The organism is Heyndrickxia coagulans DSM 1 = ATCC 7050 (assembly GCF_000290615.1).
GTDB lineage: Bacteria > Bacillota > Bacilli > Bacillales > Bacillaceae_C > Weizmannia > Weizmannia coagulans.
In genome coordinates this window covers 1-18043 of record NZ_ALAS01000122.1, presented here as the reverse complement: position 1 = coordinate 18043, position 18043 = coordinate 1, and the positions used below count along the sequence as shown (strand labels likewise).

14 protein-coding genes and 1 pseudogene are annotated in these 18043 nt (G+C 48.4%); 13 read left to right on the top strand and 2 right to left on the bottom strand.

Translation table 11 applies throughout. From position 1 onward, the window contains the following. Nucleotides 1-20 precede the first annotated feature (20 nt). The 8 genes from ligA (at nt 21) to IC21_RS06340 (ending at nt 10256) form a co-directional block, all read left to right on the top strand. Entirely contained in the window at nt 21-2027 is a 2007-nt protein-coding gene (gene ligA / locus IC21_RS06375; RefSeq protein ID WP_029142035.1) for an NAD-dependent DNA ligase LigA, read from the top strand. A gap of 41 nt (nt 2028-2068) precedes the next feature. Then, nucleotides 2069-3235, top strand: coding sequence for a CamS family sex pheromone protein (locus tag IC21_RS06370; protein WP_029142034.1), 1167 nt, complete (start codon nt 2069-2071; stop codon nt 3233-3235). A 172-nt stretch (nt 3236-3407) separates the two neighbouring features. Next, entirely contained in the window at nt 3408-5003 is a 1596-nt protein-coding gene (gene aceB / locus IC21_RS06365) for a malate synthase A (RefSeq protein WP_029142033.1), read from the top strand. Between the two features lie 217 nt (nt 5004-5220). Next, nucleotides 5221-6498, top strand: a complete 1278-nt coding sequence (gene aceA, locus IC21_RS06360) for an isocitrate lyase (protein ID WP_029142032.1) — start codon at nt 5221-5223, stop codon at nt 6496-6498. A gap of 244 nt (nt 6499-6742) precedes the next feature. Beyond that, nucleotides 6743-7033 (top strand): Asp-tRNA(Asn)/Glu-tRNA(Gln) amidotransferase subunit GatC, encoded by a 291-nt coding sequence (gatC, locus tag IC21_RS06355; protein ID WP_013860580.1) that lies wholly within the window; start codon nt 6743-6745, stop codon nt 7031-7033. A 12-nt stretch (nt 7034-7045) separates the two neighbouring features. Continuing rightward, nucleotides 7046-8503 carry an Asp-tRNA(Asn)/Glu-tRNA(Gln) amidotransferase subunit GatA gene (gene gatA, locus IC21_RS06350; protein WP_017552719.1) on the top strand — a complete coding sequence of 486 codons (1458 nt, stop codon included), beginning with the start codon at nt 7046-7048 and terminating at the stop codon, nt 8501-8503. A gap of 12 nt (nt 8504-8515) precedes the next feature. Next, nucleotides 8516-9949, top strand: coding sequence for an Asp-tRNA(Asn)/Glu-tRNA(Gln) amidotransferase subunit GatB (gene gatB / locus IC21_RS06345; RefSeq protein ID WP_019721611.1), 1434 nt, complete (start codon nt 8516-8518; stop codon nt 9947-9949). A gap of 100 nt (nt 9950-10049) precedes the next feature. Then, the gene (locus IC21_RS06340; RefSeq protein ID WP_029142031.1) at nt 10050-10256 is read left to right on the top strand and encodes a hypothetical protein; all 207 of its coding nucleotides are present in this window, start codon (nt 10050-10052) and stop codon (nt 10254-10256) included. A 244-nt stretch (nt 10257-10500) separates the two neighbouring features. Here the strand turns inward: IC21_RS06340 and IC21_RS06335 are convergent, their stop codons facing one another. Further along, nucleotides 10501-10887, bottom strand: coding sequence for a KGG domain-containing protein (locus IC21_RS06335; protein WP_029142030.1), 387 nt, complete (start codon nt 10885-10887; stop codon nt 10501-10503). 514 nt (nt 10888-11401) lie between these two features. Here IC21_RS06335 and IC21_RS06330 point away from each other — a divergent pair. Next, the gene (locus tag IC21_RS06330) at nt 11402-12202 is read left to right on the top strand and encodes an arylamine N-acetyltransferase (protein WP_029142029.1); all 801 of its coding nucleotides are present in this window, start codon (nt 11402-11404) and stop codon (nt 12200-12202) included. A 343-nt stretch (nt 12203-12545) separates the two neighbouring features. Next, the gene (locus tag IC21_RS06325) at nt 12546-13460 is read left to right on the top strand and encodes a diacylglycerol kinase (protein WP_013860574.1); all 915 of its coding nucleotides are present in this window, start codon (nt 12546-12548) and stop codon (nt 13458-13460) included. A 146-nt stretch (nt 13461-13606) separates the two neighbouring features. Here the strand turns inward: IC21_RS06325 and putP are convergent, their stop codons facing one another. After that, entirely contained in the window at nt 13607-15085 is a 1479-nt protein-coding gene (gene putP / locus IC21_RS06320; RefSeq protein ID WP_029142028.1) for a sodium/proline symporter PutP, read from the bottom strand. Nucleotides 15086-15278: 193 nt separating this feature from the next. On the opposite strand from putP, the gene rlmD reads away from it, so the two are divergent. From rlmD to IC21_RS16685, 3 genes and pseudogenes are all read left to right on the top strand, one after another. Continuing rightward, a complete protein-coding gene (gene rlmD / locus IC21_RS06315; RefSeq protein ID WP_029142027.1) occupies nt 15279-16649 on the top strand; it encodes a 23S rRNA (uracil(1939)-C(5))-methyltransferase RlmD in 1371 nt (456 codons plus the stop codon). Nucleotides 16650-16682: 33 nt separating this feature from the next. After that, nucleotides 16683-17723 (top strand): hypothetical protein, encoded by a 1041-nt coding sequence (locus tag IC21_RS06310; RefSeq protein WP_029142026.1) that lies wholly within the window; start codon nt 16683-16685, stop codon nt 17721-17723. A gap of 153 nt (nt 17724-17876) precedes the next feature. After that, nucleotides 17877-18043: pseudogene (locus IC21_RS16685) on the top strand (ISLre2 family transposase); the annotation flags it as partial.

Below are 18043 nucleotides of genomic sequence, written 5' to 3'. Positions count from 1 at the left end.
GATGGAAAGGATTGTTGCACATGGATAATCACGCGGCAGCCGCCCGGGCAGCCGAACTGCGCAAACTGCTGAACCAGTACAGTTATGAATATTATGTGCTCGACCGCCCGAGCGTCCCGGATGCGGAATACGACAGGCTTTTGCGTGAACTGCAGGAGATCGAAAATGCGCATCCGGAGTTGATCACGCCGGATTCACCAACGCAAAGGGTCGGAGGAGAACCTTTATCCGGATTTGCCAAAGTGGTCCATGATACACCGATGCTCAGTCTGGCAAATGCCTTTAACGAAGCCGACCTTCGCGATTTCGACCGCAGAGTCCGGGAGACGGCCGGCGATCCATATGAATACGTGTGCGAACTGAAAATCGACGGGCTGGCGATTTCGCTTAAATATGAGAATGGTTTATTCGTCCAAGGGTCCACAAGAGGGGACGGGACGATCGGTGAAGACATTACGGCCAACCTCAGAACCGTCCGCTCGATACCGCTCAGGCTGAATGAACCGGTCACCATCGAGGCGCGCGGGGAATGTTTTATGCCGAAAAAGTCTTTTGAGGCATTGAACCGTATCAAAGAAGAAAACGGGGAAGAACCGTTTGCCAATCCGCGCAATGCGGCAGCCGGCTCGCTCCGCCAGCTCGATCCGAAAATTGCGGCATCCCGGAACCTTGATACATTTATGTATGCGATCGGTGATACAACCGGGCTCAATATTGCCACCCATAGCGAAGGGCTTGCGTATTTGGAAAAGCTCGGCCTTAAGGTCAATAAAGAAACAAGGATATGCCGGGATATCGGGGAAGTACTCGAATTTATCGCGGAATGGACGGAAAAACGGCCGGCCCTCCCGTATGAAATTGACGGCATTGTCATTAAGGTAAATGACTATGCCCAGCAAGCCGCCCTTGGCACAACGGTGAAAAGCCCGCGCTGGGCCATTGCTTACAAATTTCCTGCCGAAGAAGTAGTCACAAAACTGACCGGCATTGAAGTAAAAGTCGGCCGCACCGGGGTTGTCACGCCGACTGCGATACTGGATCCGGTAAGAGTGGCCGGAACAACCGTCCAGCGGGCCACGCTCCACAATGAAGATCTGATCCGCGAAAAAGATATCCGGATTGGGGACTATGTCATAGTAAAAAAAGCGGGCGACATCATTCCCGAAGTGGTCCGCCCGATTCCCGAACGGAGAACCGGCGAGGAGCGGGCATTTTCCATGCCGTCCCACTGCCCGGACTGCGGCAGCGAGCTTGTCCGGCTCGAAGATGAAGTGGCGCTCCGCTGCATTAACCCGAACTGCCCGGCGCAGATCCGCGAAGGGCTGATCCATTTCGTATCAAGGAATGCGATGAATATTGAAGGGCTGGGGGAAAAGGTCATCAGCCAGCTGTTCGCGCATGAATTGATCCACAATGTCGCGGATATTTACCGGCTGAAAAAAGAAGAACTGCTGCAATTGGAAAGAATGGGGGAAAAATCGGTTTCCAATTTGCTTGCCGCAATTGAAGCCTCAAAAAAGAATTCGCTGGAAAAATTGCTATTCGGCCTCGGCATCCGCCATGTCGGCGCCAAAGCTGCGAAAATTTTAGCAGAGCATTTCGAAACAATGGAACGGCTGTCTGAAGCAACGCGTGAAGAACTGGAAGCCATACCCGATATTGGCGAAAAGATGGCGGATTCCATTGTTGCGTATTTTGAAAATGAAGAAGCGCTCGGCCTGGTCCGGGAATTGGCTGTGCTCGGGGTCAACATGGTTTATAAAGGCCCCAAACGTGCGGAAAAGCGCAATGCAGATTCGCCTTTTGCCGGAAAGACGGTCGTTTTAACCGGGAAACTGGTGAACTTGACCCGCAACGAAGCAAAAGAAAAACTGGAGGCGCTCGGGGCAAATGTGACCGGCAGCGTAAGCAAAAATACCGACCTTGTCATCGCCGGGGAAGATGCGGGCACAAAGCTGGCCAAAGCGGAACAGCTCGGCATTGAAGTATGGGATGAAGCAGCGTTTTTGGAACGGCTCAATTCATAAATGCAAGGGAAAGCGAGAAATCAAAAAGGTGGAAAGGCAGTATGAAAAAATGGTACCCCCTCATCATATCGATGGTTTTACTGGCTGGCTGTACACCGGGTTTCGGCTCGGATAACAAAGTGGTCCAGAAAAGCAACAATAAAAAAGAAACGTCCGTTGTTTCGAGTTACCAGATTTCCGACCAGTATTATAAAAATATTTACCCGTATAAAACGAGCAAATCGCGGGGGCTTGTTGTCAGCAACTTAAACACTTCGTATGATATCGAGGAATTTGAAACCGGCCTGATGCGGGTTGCGCAGAGAAATTACCCGCCGGATGACTATCTTTTTCAGGAAGGCCAGTATTTGACTTCCGACACCATTACAAAATGGCTGAACCGGAAATATACGGCAAACCAGTTGAAAAAGAAAGGCCTGAAAGAACAGGACAATGTCGGCTTGAATCCGGTGAATGATGGAAAAGGATCGGCAAAGCAGCAAAACGAGAAAAACCCGATTTATTTGGCGCAAATTCTCGAACAGGATTATTTAACAAAAGACAGCAAAGGGAACGTCAAACTGTCCGGCGTTGCCATCGGGCTTGCCCTGAACTCAGTTTATTACTATCAGACGGAAAAGTACGGTTCCACGTATGACGTCAATATTCCCCAAAAAACGTTAGACGAAAAAGGGAAGCAGATTGCATCGGAAGTCGTCCGGCGCCTGCGCAATATAAATGCATTGAAAAATGTCCCGATTACGGTCGGGCTGTACAAACAGCAGAGCAAGGATTCCGTGATTCCCGGAAACTATTTTGCTTACGCTACCGTTCCGGCAAACAGCACCTCTGCAGACGATTGGAAAAACATCAATGAAAAATATTATTTGTTCCCGTCCGACGATGCGGAAAAAGCTCATCGTGACGATGAGAAAACATTTGAGAATTTTAAAACGGACATTGAAGACTTTTTCCCGAATTATACCGGATGCATTGGCAGGGCAAGATACAGTGACGGGCAGCTTGCTGATTTAAGCATCGACATTCCGATCCAGTTTTACGGGCAGGCGGAAGTCATTGCTTTTACGCAATATGTCGCCGGCCTGGTGGTCAAAACATTCCCAGATTACGTCAATCTACAGGTGAGCATCACGGCCAACAATGAAGCAAAAGCGCTCATTGTAAGGAATTCAAAAGCAAAAGACCCAACCGTCCATATTTATAACTGAAAAAAGAGCAGATACATGAAAAATGTATCTGCTCTTTTTAGTATGTCACATTTCAAAAAAGGAAAACATTTTTTAAATTTTTTTCAAAAAAAGGCTACCATTTTTGAAAGTGCTGTTATATAATAAAAACATGCAAAACACACTGTATTATAACAAGAAAGGGAGTGCAGATATGGAGACCAAAGCACCAGGCATTACCGTAACGGGATCCATCCAGGACGGGTATGACGAAATATTGACCCCGGAAGCGCTGCAGTTTTTGGAACAGCTGGAGCGGCATTTCGGCGAAAGGCGGCGCGAACTGCTGGCCTACAGAAAAAAACGCGATGAAGAAATCAAGTCGGGCAAGCTTCCGCATTTTCTCGAAGAAACGGCCTCCATCCGCGAATCCGACTGGACCATTGCCCCGCTTCCCGAAGATTTGCAGGACAGGCGTGTGGAGATTACCGGGCCGGTTGACCGGAAAATGGTGATCAATGCTTTGAATTCAGGCGCAAAAATATTTATGGCCTGCTTTGAAGATGCCACTTCCCCGACGTGGGAGAATATCATTGAAGGCCAGATCCATCTCCGTGATGCGGTCAACCGGACGATTACGTTTACCGGCCCGAACGGAAAAGAATACAAGCTGGCCGATCATCCCGCTGTCTTAATTGTCAGGCCGCGCGGATGGCATTTGGAAGAGAAACATATTTTAGTAGACGGCAAACCCGTATCCGGCAGTTTAACAGATTTTGGGCTCTATTTCTTCCATAATGCCCGCAGGCTCCTTGAAAACGGCACAGGCCCGTACTTTTACCTGCCAAAAATGGAAAGCCATCTGGAGGCGCGCCTTTGGAATGATGTTTTTATCTTTGCGCAAAAGTATATCGGTATCCCGAAAGGCACCATTAAAGCAACTGTCCTGATTGAAACGATCATGGCTGCATTTGAAATGGACGAAATCCTGTATGAACTGAAAGAGCATTCGGCAGGCCTCAACTGCGGGCGCTGGGATTATATTTTCAGCTATATTAAAAAACTGCGCACCAATCCGCAGTTTATTACGCCGGACAGGTCTCTCGTCACCATGACGGTACCGTTTATGCGCGCTTATTCGCTTTTGACCATTAAGACGTGCCACCGCCGGAATGCGCCGGCAATCGGGGGAATGGCTGCGCAGATCCCAGTAAAAGACGACCCGGCAAAAAATGAAGAAGCCTTCCAAAAGGTGCGCGCCGATAAAGAGCGGGAAGCAAGAGACGGGCATGACGGCACCTGGGTCGCGCATCCGGGGCTTGTGCCGGTTGCCATGGAAGCATTTAACAAAGAAATGCCCGAGCCGAACCAAATCCATTCCGGCAAGCAGATGGATTTTACGGCAACGGCAGATGATCTGCTCGCTGTGCCGCAAGGGGAAATTACGGAAAAAGGCATCCGCGAAAACATTTATGCCGGCATCCAGTACATCGAATCCTGGCTCCGGGGGAGGGGCGCTGTGCCGATCTCGAACTTAATGGAAGATGCGGCGACGGCTGAAATTTCACGCACCCAGCTTTGGCACTGGATTCGCCATCCGAAGGGCGTGCTTGCAGACGGCAGAAAAGTGACGATTGAGCTATATGAACAAATCAAAGCGGAAGAACTGGAACGCATCCGCCGGGAAATCGGGGAGGAATATTACCGGGCCGGCCGTTTTGAAGAAGCAGTGGCCTTGTTTGACCGGCTTGTCAAAGAAGATGAATTTATTGAATTTTTAACCTTGCCGGCGTATGAACTGCTGGGCTGATAGAATGGCAATTTGACAATGAATGAACGCAACAAGGGGAGACGTGCAATGAAAGGCTCTTGAGCCATACAGAGAGGAATCGTGTGAATATCACAAATCGCTCTATATGTTAGCTGCTTTCGCCGCAGCTGTAACAAAGGGGAATCGTTTGAACCCCGAGGAAGCCTTATTTTGCCTGCGGCTTTACATTATATTGAAAAAATGGGAGGAATTTTTGATGGTAAACGAAAAAGCGCTTGAACTGAAACGAAGCTGGGAGAAAGATGAAAGGTGGCAGGGGATTGTCCGCCCGTATTCTCCGGAAGACGTGCTCAAACTGAGGGGTTCTGTTCAAATTGAATATACTTTGGCGCGCAGGGGGGCGGAAAAATTCTGGAACCTGCTGCATACGGAAGATTATATCCATGCATTGGGCGCACTCACGGGAAATCAGGCTGTCCAGCAGGTAAAGGCCGGATTGAAAGCCATTTATTTAAGCGGCTGGCAGGTTGCAGCTGATGCGAACCTGGCCGGGCAAATGTATCCGGACCAAAGCCTGTATCCGGCGAACAGCGTGCCGAATGTCGTCAAACGGATCAACCAGGCCTTGCAGCGCGCCGACCAGATCCACCATGCAGAAGGGGACGAACGGATTGATTGGTTTGCACCGATCGTTGCCGATGCAGAAGCCGGCTTTGGCGGCCCGTTAAACGTATTCGAACTGACAAAAGCGATGATCGAAGCGGGCGCCGCGTCTGTCCATCTTGAAGACCAGCTTTCTTCCGAGAAGAAATGCGGCCATTTGGGCGGCAAAGTGTTGCAGCCGACACAAACAGCCATCCGCCACTTGATTGCAGCCCGCCTTGCTGCTGATGTCATGGGCGTGCCGACCGTTATTATTGCCCGTACGGATGCAAATGCGGCAAATCTGATCACAAGCGATGTTGACCCGTATGATGCGCCATTTATCACCGGGGAACGGACAGCGGAAGGCTTTTACCGCACGCAGGCAGGCATAGACCAGGCGATTGCCCGCGGACTTGCTTATGCGCCATATGCCGATATGATCTGGTGCGAAACGAGCGAGCCGAATCTGGATGAAGCACGCCGGTTTGCAGAAGCGATCCATGAAAAATTCCCGGGCAAACTTTTGGCTTACAACTGCTCGCCGTCTTTCAACTGGAAGAAGAAACTTGATGACAAAACGATCGCGAACTTCCAGAAAGAAATTGCGCGCATGGGCTATAAATTCCAGTTCGTCACGCTAGCCGGCTTCCATGCCTTGAACCACAGCATGTTTGAACTGGCCCGCAACTACCGCGACCGCGGCATGGCGGCCTATTCCGAACTGCAGCAGGCAGAATTTGCGAACGAACAATATGGTTACACGGCAACACGCCATCAGCGCGAAGTCGGCACCGGCTATTTCGATGAAGTATCGATGGTCATCTCAGGCGGCACTTCTTCTACTACCGCACTTACGGGATCGACCGAGCAAGAACAATTCACCCATTAATGGGGACCCGTAAAACGGAGAGGCTGAAGCAGCTTCTCCGTTTTCTTTTTTGCAACCCCCGGCGCCCCCCTTGCTTAAGGGCGGGCTTTTCTGCTATGATCAATAGTATTGCAGGGTTCGATTCGCCCCATATGAACGGACAGTCAGGCCCCGCTTTCCGGGCCGTGCTGCGGGGCAATGAACTGCACGCCCGATTGGGTTCCACGTACAATTGATGCGACTTTTATAACGGAGGTGAAAGGCTATGCCTGATATTTCAAAAGAACAAGTCCAACACGTTGCCGACCTGGCACGCCTTGAAATGAATGAGACGGAAACGGAGAAATTTGCGAAACAGCTGGGGGATATTATCCATTTTGCGGAATCATTAAATGAACTTGACACAACAGGGGTTCTGCCGACCACGCACGTGCTTGAAATCCGCAATGTCATGCGCGAAGATACGGTGGAAAAAGGACTGCCGCGCGAGCTTGTGTTGAAAAATGCGCCGGATACCCAGGACGGCATGATCCGTGTGCCGACAATCGTAGAATAAGGAGGGGAAAGCATGTCTTTATTTGACCATAAAATCTCGGAACTTCACGAGTTTTTACATAATAAGGAAGTTAAAGTTTCAGAACTTGTTGATGAAGCGTATCAAAAGATTTCAGAAACAGACGGCAAAGTGAAAGCTTTTTTAACATTGGATGAAGAACGGGCCCGCAAAACCGCAGCGGAACTGGACGGCAAAATCGGCTCGCCGGAAGCTGAAAATATGCTGTTCGGCATGCCGATCGGAATCAAGGATAATATTGTCACGAAAGATTTGCGGACAACCTGTGCTAGCAAAATCCTTGAAAACTTCGATCCCATTTATGATGCCACGGTCATGGAGAAATTACATAAGGAAAATACGATCACAATCGGCAAATTGAATATGGATGAGTTTGCGATGGGTTCGTCGACGGAAAATTCCGCATTCCAAATCACCCGCAACCCTTGGAACCTGGATACGGTGCCGGGCGGTTCTTCCGGCGGTTCGGCTGCAGCGGTGGCAGCGGGGGAAGTGCCGTTTGCGCTTGGATCTGATACAGGCGGTTCGATCCGCCAGCCGGCCGCATTTTGCGGGGTTGTCGGAATGAAGCCAACTTACGGGCGTGTTTCCCGTTTTGGCCTTGTCGCATTCGCCTCTTCTCTTGACCAGATCGGGCCGATTACCCGGACCGTGGAAGACAATGCCTATCTGTTACAGGCAATTTCCGGGCTTGACCGGCATGACTCCACTTCCGCCGATGTGGAAGTGCCGGATTATGTGGAGGCGCTCAAAGGCGATGTAAAAGGCTTGAAAATTGCCGTGCCGAAAGAATACTTAGGCGAAGGCGTCAGCGAAGAAGCGCGCCAGGCTGTTCTCGATGCCTTGAAAGTGCTGGAAAAGCTCGGCGCCACATGGGAAGAAGTGTCGCTGCCGCATTCGAAATACGGCGTGGCCGCCTATTATCTGCTTGCTTCATCCGAAGCGTCTTCCAACCTGGCCCGTTTTGACGGCGTCCGCTACGGCTACCGTTCGAAAAATGCAACCAGCCTCGAAGAATTATATAAAAAGACCCGTTCGGAAGGTTTCGGGGACGAAGTAAAACGCCGCATTATGCTCGGGACTTTTGCGCTAAGCGCGGGTTATTACGATGCGTACTACAAAAAAGCACAACAGGTCCGCACCCTGATCAAAAAAGACTTTGATGATGTGCTCGAAAAATATGATGTCATCATCGGGCCGACCACGCCGACTGCGGCCTTTAAAATCGGGGAAAAAATTGAAGACCCGTTAACAATGTATGCGAATGATATTTTAACCATTCCGGTCAACCTGGCAGGCGTCCCGGGGATCTCTCTTCCATGCGGGTTTGCAGGCGGGCTGCCATTAGGGCTGCAAATCATCGGGAAGCATTTTGACGAAAGCACTGTGTACCGCGTTGCCCATGCATTTGAACAGGCAACGGACTTCCATAACCAAAAACCGCAATTGTAAGGGGTGAAAAAGATGAATTTTGAAACAGTGATCGGGCTTGAAGTGCACGTTGAATTAAAAACCAATACAAAAATTTTCTCGCCGGCGCCTGCGCATTTCGGGGCAGAACCGAATACGAACACCAATGTCATCGATCTCGGCTATCCGGGCGTGCTTCCGGTACTGAATAAAAAAGTGGTTGACTACGCAATGAAGGCCGCAATGGCGCTGAACTGCGAAATTGCAACCGAAACGAAATTCGACCGGAAAAACTATTTTTACCCGGACAACCCGAAAGCTTATCAGATTTCCCAATTTGATAAACCGATCGGGAAAAACGGCTGGATTGAAATTGAAGTGGACGGCGTAAAGAAAAAGATCGGCATTACCCGCATCCATATGGAAGAAGATGCCGGGAAGCTGTTCCACGCGGCAAATGAAGGGTATTCTCTCGTCGATTTGAACCGCCAGGGCACGCCGCTTATTGAAATTGTCTCGGAACCGGATATCCGCACTCCGGAAGAAGCGTATGCCTATCTTGAAAAATTAAAATCCATCATTCAATATACTGGCGTTTCCGACTGCAAAATGGAAGAAGGATCGCTCCGCTGCGATGCCAATATTTCCATCCGTCCAATTGGACAGGAAACATTCGGCACGAAAACTGAATTGAAAAACCTGAACTCGTTCAACTATGTGCGCAAAGGCCTGCAGTATGAGCAGGAACGCCAGAAACAAGTGCTGCTTGCAGGCGATGTGATCCAACAGGAAACGCGCCGTTTTGACGAAGCAACCGGCAAAACGATTCTGATGCGGGTGAAAGAAGGCTCGGACGATTACCGCTATTTCCCGGAACCAGACCTTGTGGATCTATATATTGATGACGCCTGGAAGGAACGGGTGCGCGCCGAAATTCCGGAACTGCCGGACGAACGGAAAAAGCGTTACACAGAAGAACTCGGGCTCCCTGCTTATGATGCCATGGTGCTCACGCTCACGAAAGAAATGTCCGATTTTTTTGAAGCGACGATCGCAGCCGGCGCCGATGCAAAACAGGCATCGAACTGGCTGATGGGCGAAGTGTCCGCTTACTTGAATTCAGCCCAGAAAGAACTGCATGATATTGCGCTTACACCGGAAAGCCTTGCCGGCATGATCAAATTGATCGAAAACGGCACGCTCTCTTCAAAATTGGCGAAGAAGGTTTTCCGCGAATTGGTCGAAAAAGGCGGCGACCCGGAAAAAATCGTCAAGGAAAAAGGGCTTGTGCAAATTTCTGATGAAGGCGAGCTTTTAAAGATTGTGACAGAAGTACTGGATAAAAATGAACAATCCATTATTGACTATAAAAACGGTAAAGACCGGGCGCTCGGCTTTTTGGTCGGGCAGGTCATGAAAGCGACAAAAGGGCAGGCCAACCCGCCGATTGTCAATAAACTGCTGATCCAGGAAATGAATAAACGGTAATTTTTCAAAAAAGCGGTGCGCCCCACCGCTTTTTTGTTTTAAAATGCGGAGATCGGGTATATAACGAAAGGGTGAAATTGACGATAGGAGGCTGCAAACAATGTGTGATCGCCTATTTGAACTGACAACCACGTGTGCATATTGTTTGAGAAAAGCCGGCAAAGAAATTGATGCTGTTTATCCGGTGTATGACTGGAAAACAAACAAACTGCTCGGTTATTATTGCAAAAAACATTTTTTAAAAGTGAAAATCCGGAATTTGATCGAAGAAACCGTTGAAAAACAGGCAAATCCGGTAGAAGCTTAAAATACCTGCGATACAGTTGCCAGTTGAATAGAAGGTTGAATGCATAAAAAGAGCGGGCAAAATGGATGCCGGCTCTTTTTATGTAAGCACATCCAAAATGAATATCTTTTCAAAATGTACTGCCAAATCCGGCGGGCTGTGCTATAATAATGATGACAATTGGAGAAAAAGAAAGAGAGTGCGAACAACGGTAAAAAACCGGTTCAGCGTGCGGGCTGAACCGGTTTGGGTGAAATCATTCCTCTTAATCTTCACCGTTGTTTTTCGCTCTTGCGTTACCGCCTTTTTCTCCGATTTCCTGATAGAATTCTTTGTCATGGCTGTCAGCAGTGGCTTCTCCGCCTTTTTTGCCAATTTCCTGATAGAATTCTTTATCATGATTTTCCGCTGTAGATTCTCCGCCTTTTTTGCCGATTTCCTGATAGAATTCTTTGTCGTGGCTGTCAGCAGTAGCTTCCCCGCCCTTTTTGCCGATATCTTGATAGAATTCCTTGCCATGTTTTTCGGCAGTGGTTTCTCCGCCTTTTTTGCCGATTTCCTGATAGAATTCTTTATCGTGGCTGTCAGCAGTAGCTTCTCCGCCTTTGCGACCTGCTTCTTCTACTGTCATTTTTTTATCTTTGTCTGCCATTCAAAATCTCTCCTTTGTTCGGTGATTGTGAATATCGCTTACGGCAACATATATACCACCGTCCAGCAGGAATAAACTTCAACTAAAAAATAATAGACAAAAATGGAATCATCTTTAAGCAGCGCCCGGCCGGAAAACGTTGCAAAAACGGACATGCATCCTTTGGGAGGCCGGAACCCGGGATGGGGGCAAATTGTCTTTTTTGAATGGTTCAAAAAAGCAAATTGTCCTTTAGACAAAAGAGGGTCTCAATTTTATTTTTGAAATATTCAAAAAACGTTGGGGTTCCGGACGGGCTGTCCTTTAAAAGGTTTTAAAAGAGGCCTGGATCTGAACCCGAAAGGAGATGGAACTTGCAAGCTGCGCGTCTAGTACCGAAACGTTTATAATAGAATGGAGGATTGCAAGCTGGGCCTGCTGGTCACTTTTTTTCATCGCTGTTGTTGCGAAAAAAAGGTTTTTCTATGCCGGGGAGCGAAAAGAATGGATAAAGCACTTGAAAGGGGAAAGGAAAATGGAGGAACAGGTGGAGGCTTATTTGAATTACTTAAAGCTTGAACATGAAGAGCCGGGGCTGAATTTTTTGCAGCGGCTCATCCAGCACCATCTTTCTTGTGTCCCCTATGAAACGTTCAGCAAGTTTCATTACTTCCGTGAGGGGATTTACATACCTCCGTTTGAGACTTTTGTGGAGCATTTATGGGAAAAAGGATGGGGCGGCACCTGTTTTACATTAAACATCAATTTTGCGCGGCTGTTGCGCAGCCTCGGTTTTCAATGCTCCTTTGTGCGTGTGGTGCCCGGCCATGTTGCGCTGATGGTTTTATTGAACGGAAAAAAACTGTATGTGGATGTCGGCTACGGCTCCCCGATCATGAAGCCGGTTGAACTTGAATCAAAACGGCGCCACGTGCTCCACGGTTTTGGCGAAGACATCATTTTTACGCAGCTTGAGCCCGGCCGTTACGAAATCGACCGCCGTTCCAACGGGAAATCTTTTGTGAAAAAAACGATTGAGTGGCTGCCGCTTACGGAAGACGATTTGAAAGAAGATATCCGTGCATCTTACCTTGACGACAACGCCAACCAGACGATGCGCAGGGTGACCGCCGTGCGCTTCAACGGGCGGGAATGCTACTATTTGCGCGACCGCTCATTAAAGATTATGAACTACCGCAATATCCGCGAGTTGCACATGCGGGACTTCGGCCGCTGGAAAGATACCATTGGGGAAGTGTACCAGATCGGCGAAGATGCTTTGCTGGAAACGATTCAATTTCTGGATGAGCGCGGCATCCGGTTGTTCAGCTGGTGATGATGCGCAAGTATGGAGAGTTTTAGGGTGCACGCACAAATCATCCGTGCCTGCACGTTCCCTTTTCTTGAACCACATAAGGCAGCCCCCACGAACACGGCAGCCGAAAAGGCGCCTTTTTGCAGCCAAGGCGCACACCGCACCGCGCTGTTAGTGGATTTTTTTTCAAAAAAGTTGTATGATAATTCAGTGGATGCATGAAGGATTTGCCCCATGCAGAAATAACGGACAACATATCGAGCAGTTTCCCTATCCGGATCTGTTTTGGGGAAACTGTCCTTTGCCTGCACGAAACGGGATTACATAATACGCATGTACATCAACATAAATAAGGATGATGCGAATGAAACGAGCAAGAATCATATATAACCCGACTTCCGGCCGTGAAGCGTTTAAGCGCCATCTCCCGGATGTGCTGCAAAAATTAGAGTTGGCCGGATATGAAACATCCTGCCATGCCACAACCGGCGCCGGCGATGCCATCAAAGCGGCAAGGAAAGCGGTTGAACGCAAGTATGATATTGTCGTGGCAGCCGGCGGGGACGGCACGATCAACGAAGTCGTCAACGGCATTGCCGAACAGGATTACCGGCCGAAACTTGGCGTCATCCCAATGGGTACGACAAATGATTTTGCGCGCGCACTGCAAATCCCGCGTGATGTGCAGGCGGCAACGGAAATTATCGTAAAAGGCGATACCCTTCCGGTTGATATCGGGAAAATGAATGAGAAATATTTTATCAATATCGGCGGCGGCGGGCGGCTCACGGAACTGACATATGATGTGCCAAGCCGGCTGAAGACGATGCTCGGCCAGCTCGCTTATTATTTAAAAGGAATTGAAATGCTGCCTTCGATCCGCGCGACCCAGATGACGATTGAATATGACGGGAAGCTGTTTGAAGGCGAAGCGATGCTGTTTTTAATCGGCCTGACGAATTCCATCGGCGGTTTTGAAAAACTTGCTCCGGACTCTTCGATCAATGACGGCCTGTTTACATTAATGATTTTGAAAAAAACGAACCTGGCCGAGTTCATTCGGGCTGTTACCCTTGCGCTGCGCGGCGAACATCTGAATGACCCGAACGTCATTTATACCTCTGCCAGCCGCGTAAAAGTTCATTCGCCGGATAAAATTTTATTAAATCTGGACGGCGAACTCGGCGGAGAAGCCCCTGCCGTTTTTGAAAACTTGTACCGCCATCTCGAAGTCTTTGCGCCGCTTGACAAAATCCGCCCGCAAGACAGGGTTGACTGACAAAAGAGCAGGAAGCGGGGCATGCAGACTGCCGGCTCCGGCGCTTTTTAAATTAGTATCCAATCCGGCATTTTGTGCCCCAAATGGCAACCCCTGCCCTGGCAAAAACGCCGGAAGCAGTATAAAAAGCTCCCGGCGTTTTACAATCAACTTTCTTTTTTCAATGCGGAAAGGCTGTCGTTAAATTCTTCTTCGATGCCCGCATGGTGTTTGTAGGTTGCGATGCTGACAATCATGCTGATAATCAGGTTAAAGGCAAACCCCGGTACCATGGAGTATAATTTGGCATCCAGGCCGGACACGGTCCAGACTATCACTGTCACGGCACCTACAATCATACCGAAAAGGGCACCCCAGTGGTTCATCTTGCGCCAGAACAGGCTCAAAAAGATCACCGGCCCGAATGATGCGCCAAACCCGGCCCATGCATAGCTGACGAGCTGCAAAATGGTGGAATCGCGGTTTAAAGCAAGCAGCGCGGCGGCAACAGAAACGACAAGCACCGCGAGCCTGCCGAAAAATACCGACTCTTTATCCGAAGCATTGCGGCGGAAGAAGAGCTTATACAGATCTTCTGTCAGCGCACTTGAAGTGACAAGCAGCTGGGACGAGACGGTGCTCATAATCGCCGCAAGCACTGCTGCCAGCACAAATCCGGCAATGAGCGGATGGAATAAAATCTGCCCAAGCTGGATAAAAACCGTTTCCGGATTATCCAATTTATGGCCGGGCTGATGGAAATAAGCGATCCCGATCAGCGCAGTAAGGGATGTGCCGATCAGCGATAAAATCATCCAGCTGATCCCGATTCTGCGCGCGCTTTTTGTTTCTTTTACCGATTTAATTGCCATGAAACGGACAATAATATGCGGCTGGCCGACATAGCCGAGCCCCCACGCGAGCGCGGAAATGATTCCCAATGCCGTTGTCCCTTTAAAAAAGTCAAGCAAATCCGGATTGATCGATTTCACGGTATGGAAGGTTTCAACTGGCCCGCCCGTTTTGGTAAAAGCGATAATCGGCACGAGCACGAGTGCGATGACCATGATCAGCCCCTGGACAAAATCAGTCCATGAAACAGCGAGAAATCCGCCGAAAAGCGTGTACAGTACAACCACGCCCGCCACGATGACCAACCCTACATAATAGGACGTATGGAATGAGTTTTCAAAAAAGACGGCTCCGGATACCATCCCAGAAGAAACATAAAGCGTGAAGAAAATTAAAATGACAAGTGCGGAAACAAGCCGCAGCATTTTGGTCGGGTCTTTAAAACGGTTTTCAAGATAAGAAGGGATCGTTATGGAATCACCGGCCACCTTTGTATAGGAGCGGAGACGTGGTGCCACAAGCCGCCAGTTTAAATATGCTCCGATCGTCAACCCGATCGCAATCCATGCATCGGCAAGCCCGGTCAGATAAATGCCCCCCGGCAATCCCATCAACAGCCAGCCGCTCATATCAGCAGCGCCTGCGCTTAAAGCGGCAACAGCAGGGCCGAGCGAACGACCGCCGAGCATATAATCATCGAGGTTGCTCGTCCGCCGGTAAGCCACCCAGCCGATCCAGAGCATCAGCACCATATAAATGGTGATGGAAATCATTTTTAATGTTTGATCACTCACAGAAGTCATTTCCCCCTTTGTTTTTGGTCCTTTCAACAACATTTTATCATCATAATATCTGTTTAATAAAGGTGTATTTTTAAAACCGGCCGAATATTCAAGAAAACAGTCTGCGGCAACGGATTGTTTTTCGCATTCAAGGCCGCTATATGTTAAAATTTCCGTAGCCATTAAGACGAAAAGGAAGACAGCCATGAAAATAACATTACCGGTCCAAAAGAACGAAGAAATAGAGGTTGTTTTTGAAGATTTGACGCATGACGGCGCAGGGGTAGCGAAGGTGGACGGCTACCCGCTGTTTATTAAAAACGGCCTGCCGGGGGAGAAAGCTCGTATTAAAGTCATCAAAGCCAACAAGAACTACGGGATCGGCCGCCTCCTTGAGCTGTACGAAAAGAGCCCGTACCGTGTCGATATCCCGAAAGAAGAGGCGCCGAAATACGGCGGCTGCCAGCTTGCGCATATAAGCTATACCGGCCAGCTCAAGTACAAGGAAAATCAGGTGCGCCAGGCACTTGCCCGGATTGGGAAAATTGAAGGCGCCCGCATCCACCCGATTATCGGCATGGACAACCCGTGGCATTACCGGAACAAAGCCCAGGTGCCGGTCGGCGAAAAAGACGGAAAACTCGTAGCTGGCTTTTTCAAACCGAGAACCCATGAAATACTCGATGCCGATGAGAGCGTAATCCAGCTTCCGGCGGTAAACGAAGCTGTCCGGGCAGTAAAAGAAATCTGCCGGGAACTTCGCATCCCGGCTTACGATGAAGAACATCACAGCGGCGTCCTCCGCCACATCATGGCGCGTTACGGGAGGGAGACCGGCGAGCTGATGGTCGTGCTGATCACGAGAACAGCGGAACTGCCGCACCAGAAAAAACTCGTGGATGCGATTGTGTCGCGCCTGAAACAGGTGAAGTCAATCGTGCACAACGTCAACCCGAGGCGCACAAACGTGATTTTGGGGGAGAGAACCAAAGTACTGTGGGGAAATGAGGCCATTTACGATAAAATCGGGGATGTGAAATTCGCCATCTCCGCGCTTTCTTTTTACCAAGTCAATCCCGTCCAGACAAAGGTGCTTTATGATAAAGCCCTTGAATACGCAGGTTTGAACGGCAACGAGTCGGTGATTGACGCCTATTGCGGTATCGGCACGATCTCACTGTTTTTGGCGCAAAAAGCCCGCAAAGTGTTCGGAGTCGAAGTCGTTCCGGAAGCGATTGAAGATGCAAAACGCAATGCGGCGCTCAACGTCATCACGAATGTGGAGTTTGAAGCGGGCACAGCGGAAACGGTCATCTCAAAATGGTACGAGGCAGGCAACAAGGCAGATGTCTTAGTGGTCGACCCGCCGCGCAAAGGCTGTGATGAAGCCCTGCTGCAGACGATTCTAGAGATGAAGCCGAAAAAGGTCGTCTATGTCTCCTGCAACCCGGCAACACTGGCAAGAGACTTGCGGATCCTGGAAGACGGAGGATACCGTACAGCGGACGTACAGCCTGTTGACATGTTTCCGCATACGACGCATATCGAATGCGTGTCCCAACTCATTCTAAATTAAGGTAACTAAGCCTTAAACAAAGGAGTGATGTTAATGCGTGTCACTGAACTAAGAAAGCTTATTGAAAAATACAGTAAGGACGATTTAAGTAAGATTATTGTCGAATTGTATAAGTCAATTCCGAAAAAAGTGCGTGATGAAAAAACAGTTGACATGATGTTGGAAGATTTTCAGCGGTACAAAGAAGCCGAAAAGAAGAAAAGAAAAAAAGTTAAGGATGTTAACGTCAATGATTTGGAACGTGAAATTGAGCAGTTGCTCCAAAACGCTTATAAGCAAAATTATGTCATCCCTAATCACTATGTCAGCAAAAAGGATCGTTCCAAGTGGCGATTCAAAGTCAAATCATACATAAAGCATTTGCAACAGGTACCCGTTGCAGGAAAGGAGGGAAAACGAGCCACAGATCTACTGGAAGAACTGTATGAAATGTTGTGTTATGGATGTGGCTATTTGATCTTTAACACAGAAAATCCCTTTAGATCTGTTGGTATTGCGCAAGTTGAGTTATTCGATATTCTCCTAAAAAGAAAATTTAGTACCGGAATTAATAGTGAGTCTATAAGTTTTGCTATAAAACAAGTGATTAATTGTTATCTGGACATGGACACGCTGCGGTCAGATCTAATCAATGTATTCATTGCAAATCTGAGAACCGCAGATGCGAAAGAAATAGCTATTGAACAATGTCATCAGTTACGAATGGGACTGAAACAGCGAACGATAGCGCCTGCAAAGGAAACATGGGATAATCACGAATATAGCCGCGAGCGAAAAATAAATGATCTTGTTGAAACTGTTTTTAGGCTGAAGATAGCATTATGCGAATATGAGGCAGCCATCAGCTATTTTAAAAGTAATATCCAGCAGCGGTTTAAAGAAGTCTCATTATTTAACTTGCTCAATATGCTTGAAAATTACGATCAGAAAGATTATTGGCTGCGAGAATACGAAACGGCAGTAAAAGAAGGCATAATGCCAAGGGACGAGCTGCAATATACCTATCGATATTTAAAAGAAAAAGGTCAATTTAACGGCTTTCCGAAAGAAGTCTCCCATCCTCAAGGAATGTGAAGGTGCGAATCGCACCAATGAGTAGGTGGGAGATGAGTATGTGTAAAATTTTACTCGCAGGGTCAGAAGGGGCAGATGAGTGGAAAAAAATAGGAAGACACTCTATCATCTAAATGTACACCATGAAATGAACATCTAGAGAGAGGTCTTCCCATGGATATTATATCAATAATTGCTGGATTATTAAAGGATACAAAGAGTCTTATTGAATTTGAAGAACAGGTTAAAATTTCTGATGCAAAAAGTTTTTACACAATGGGTTGGGGACGTATTTGAGAAGTTAGATCAAACGATTAGACTGAAGAAACAGGCGGAAGGCT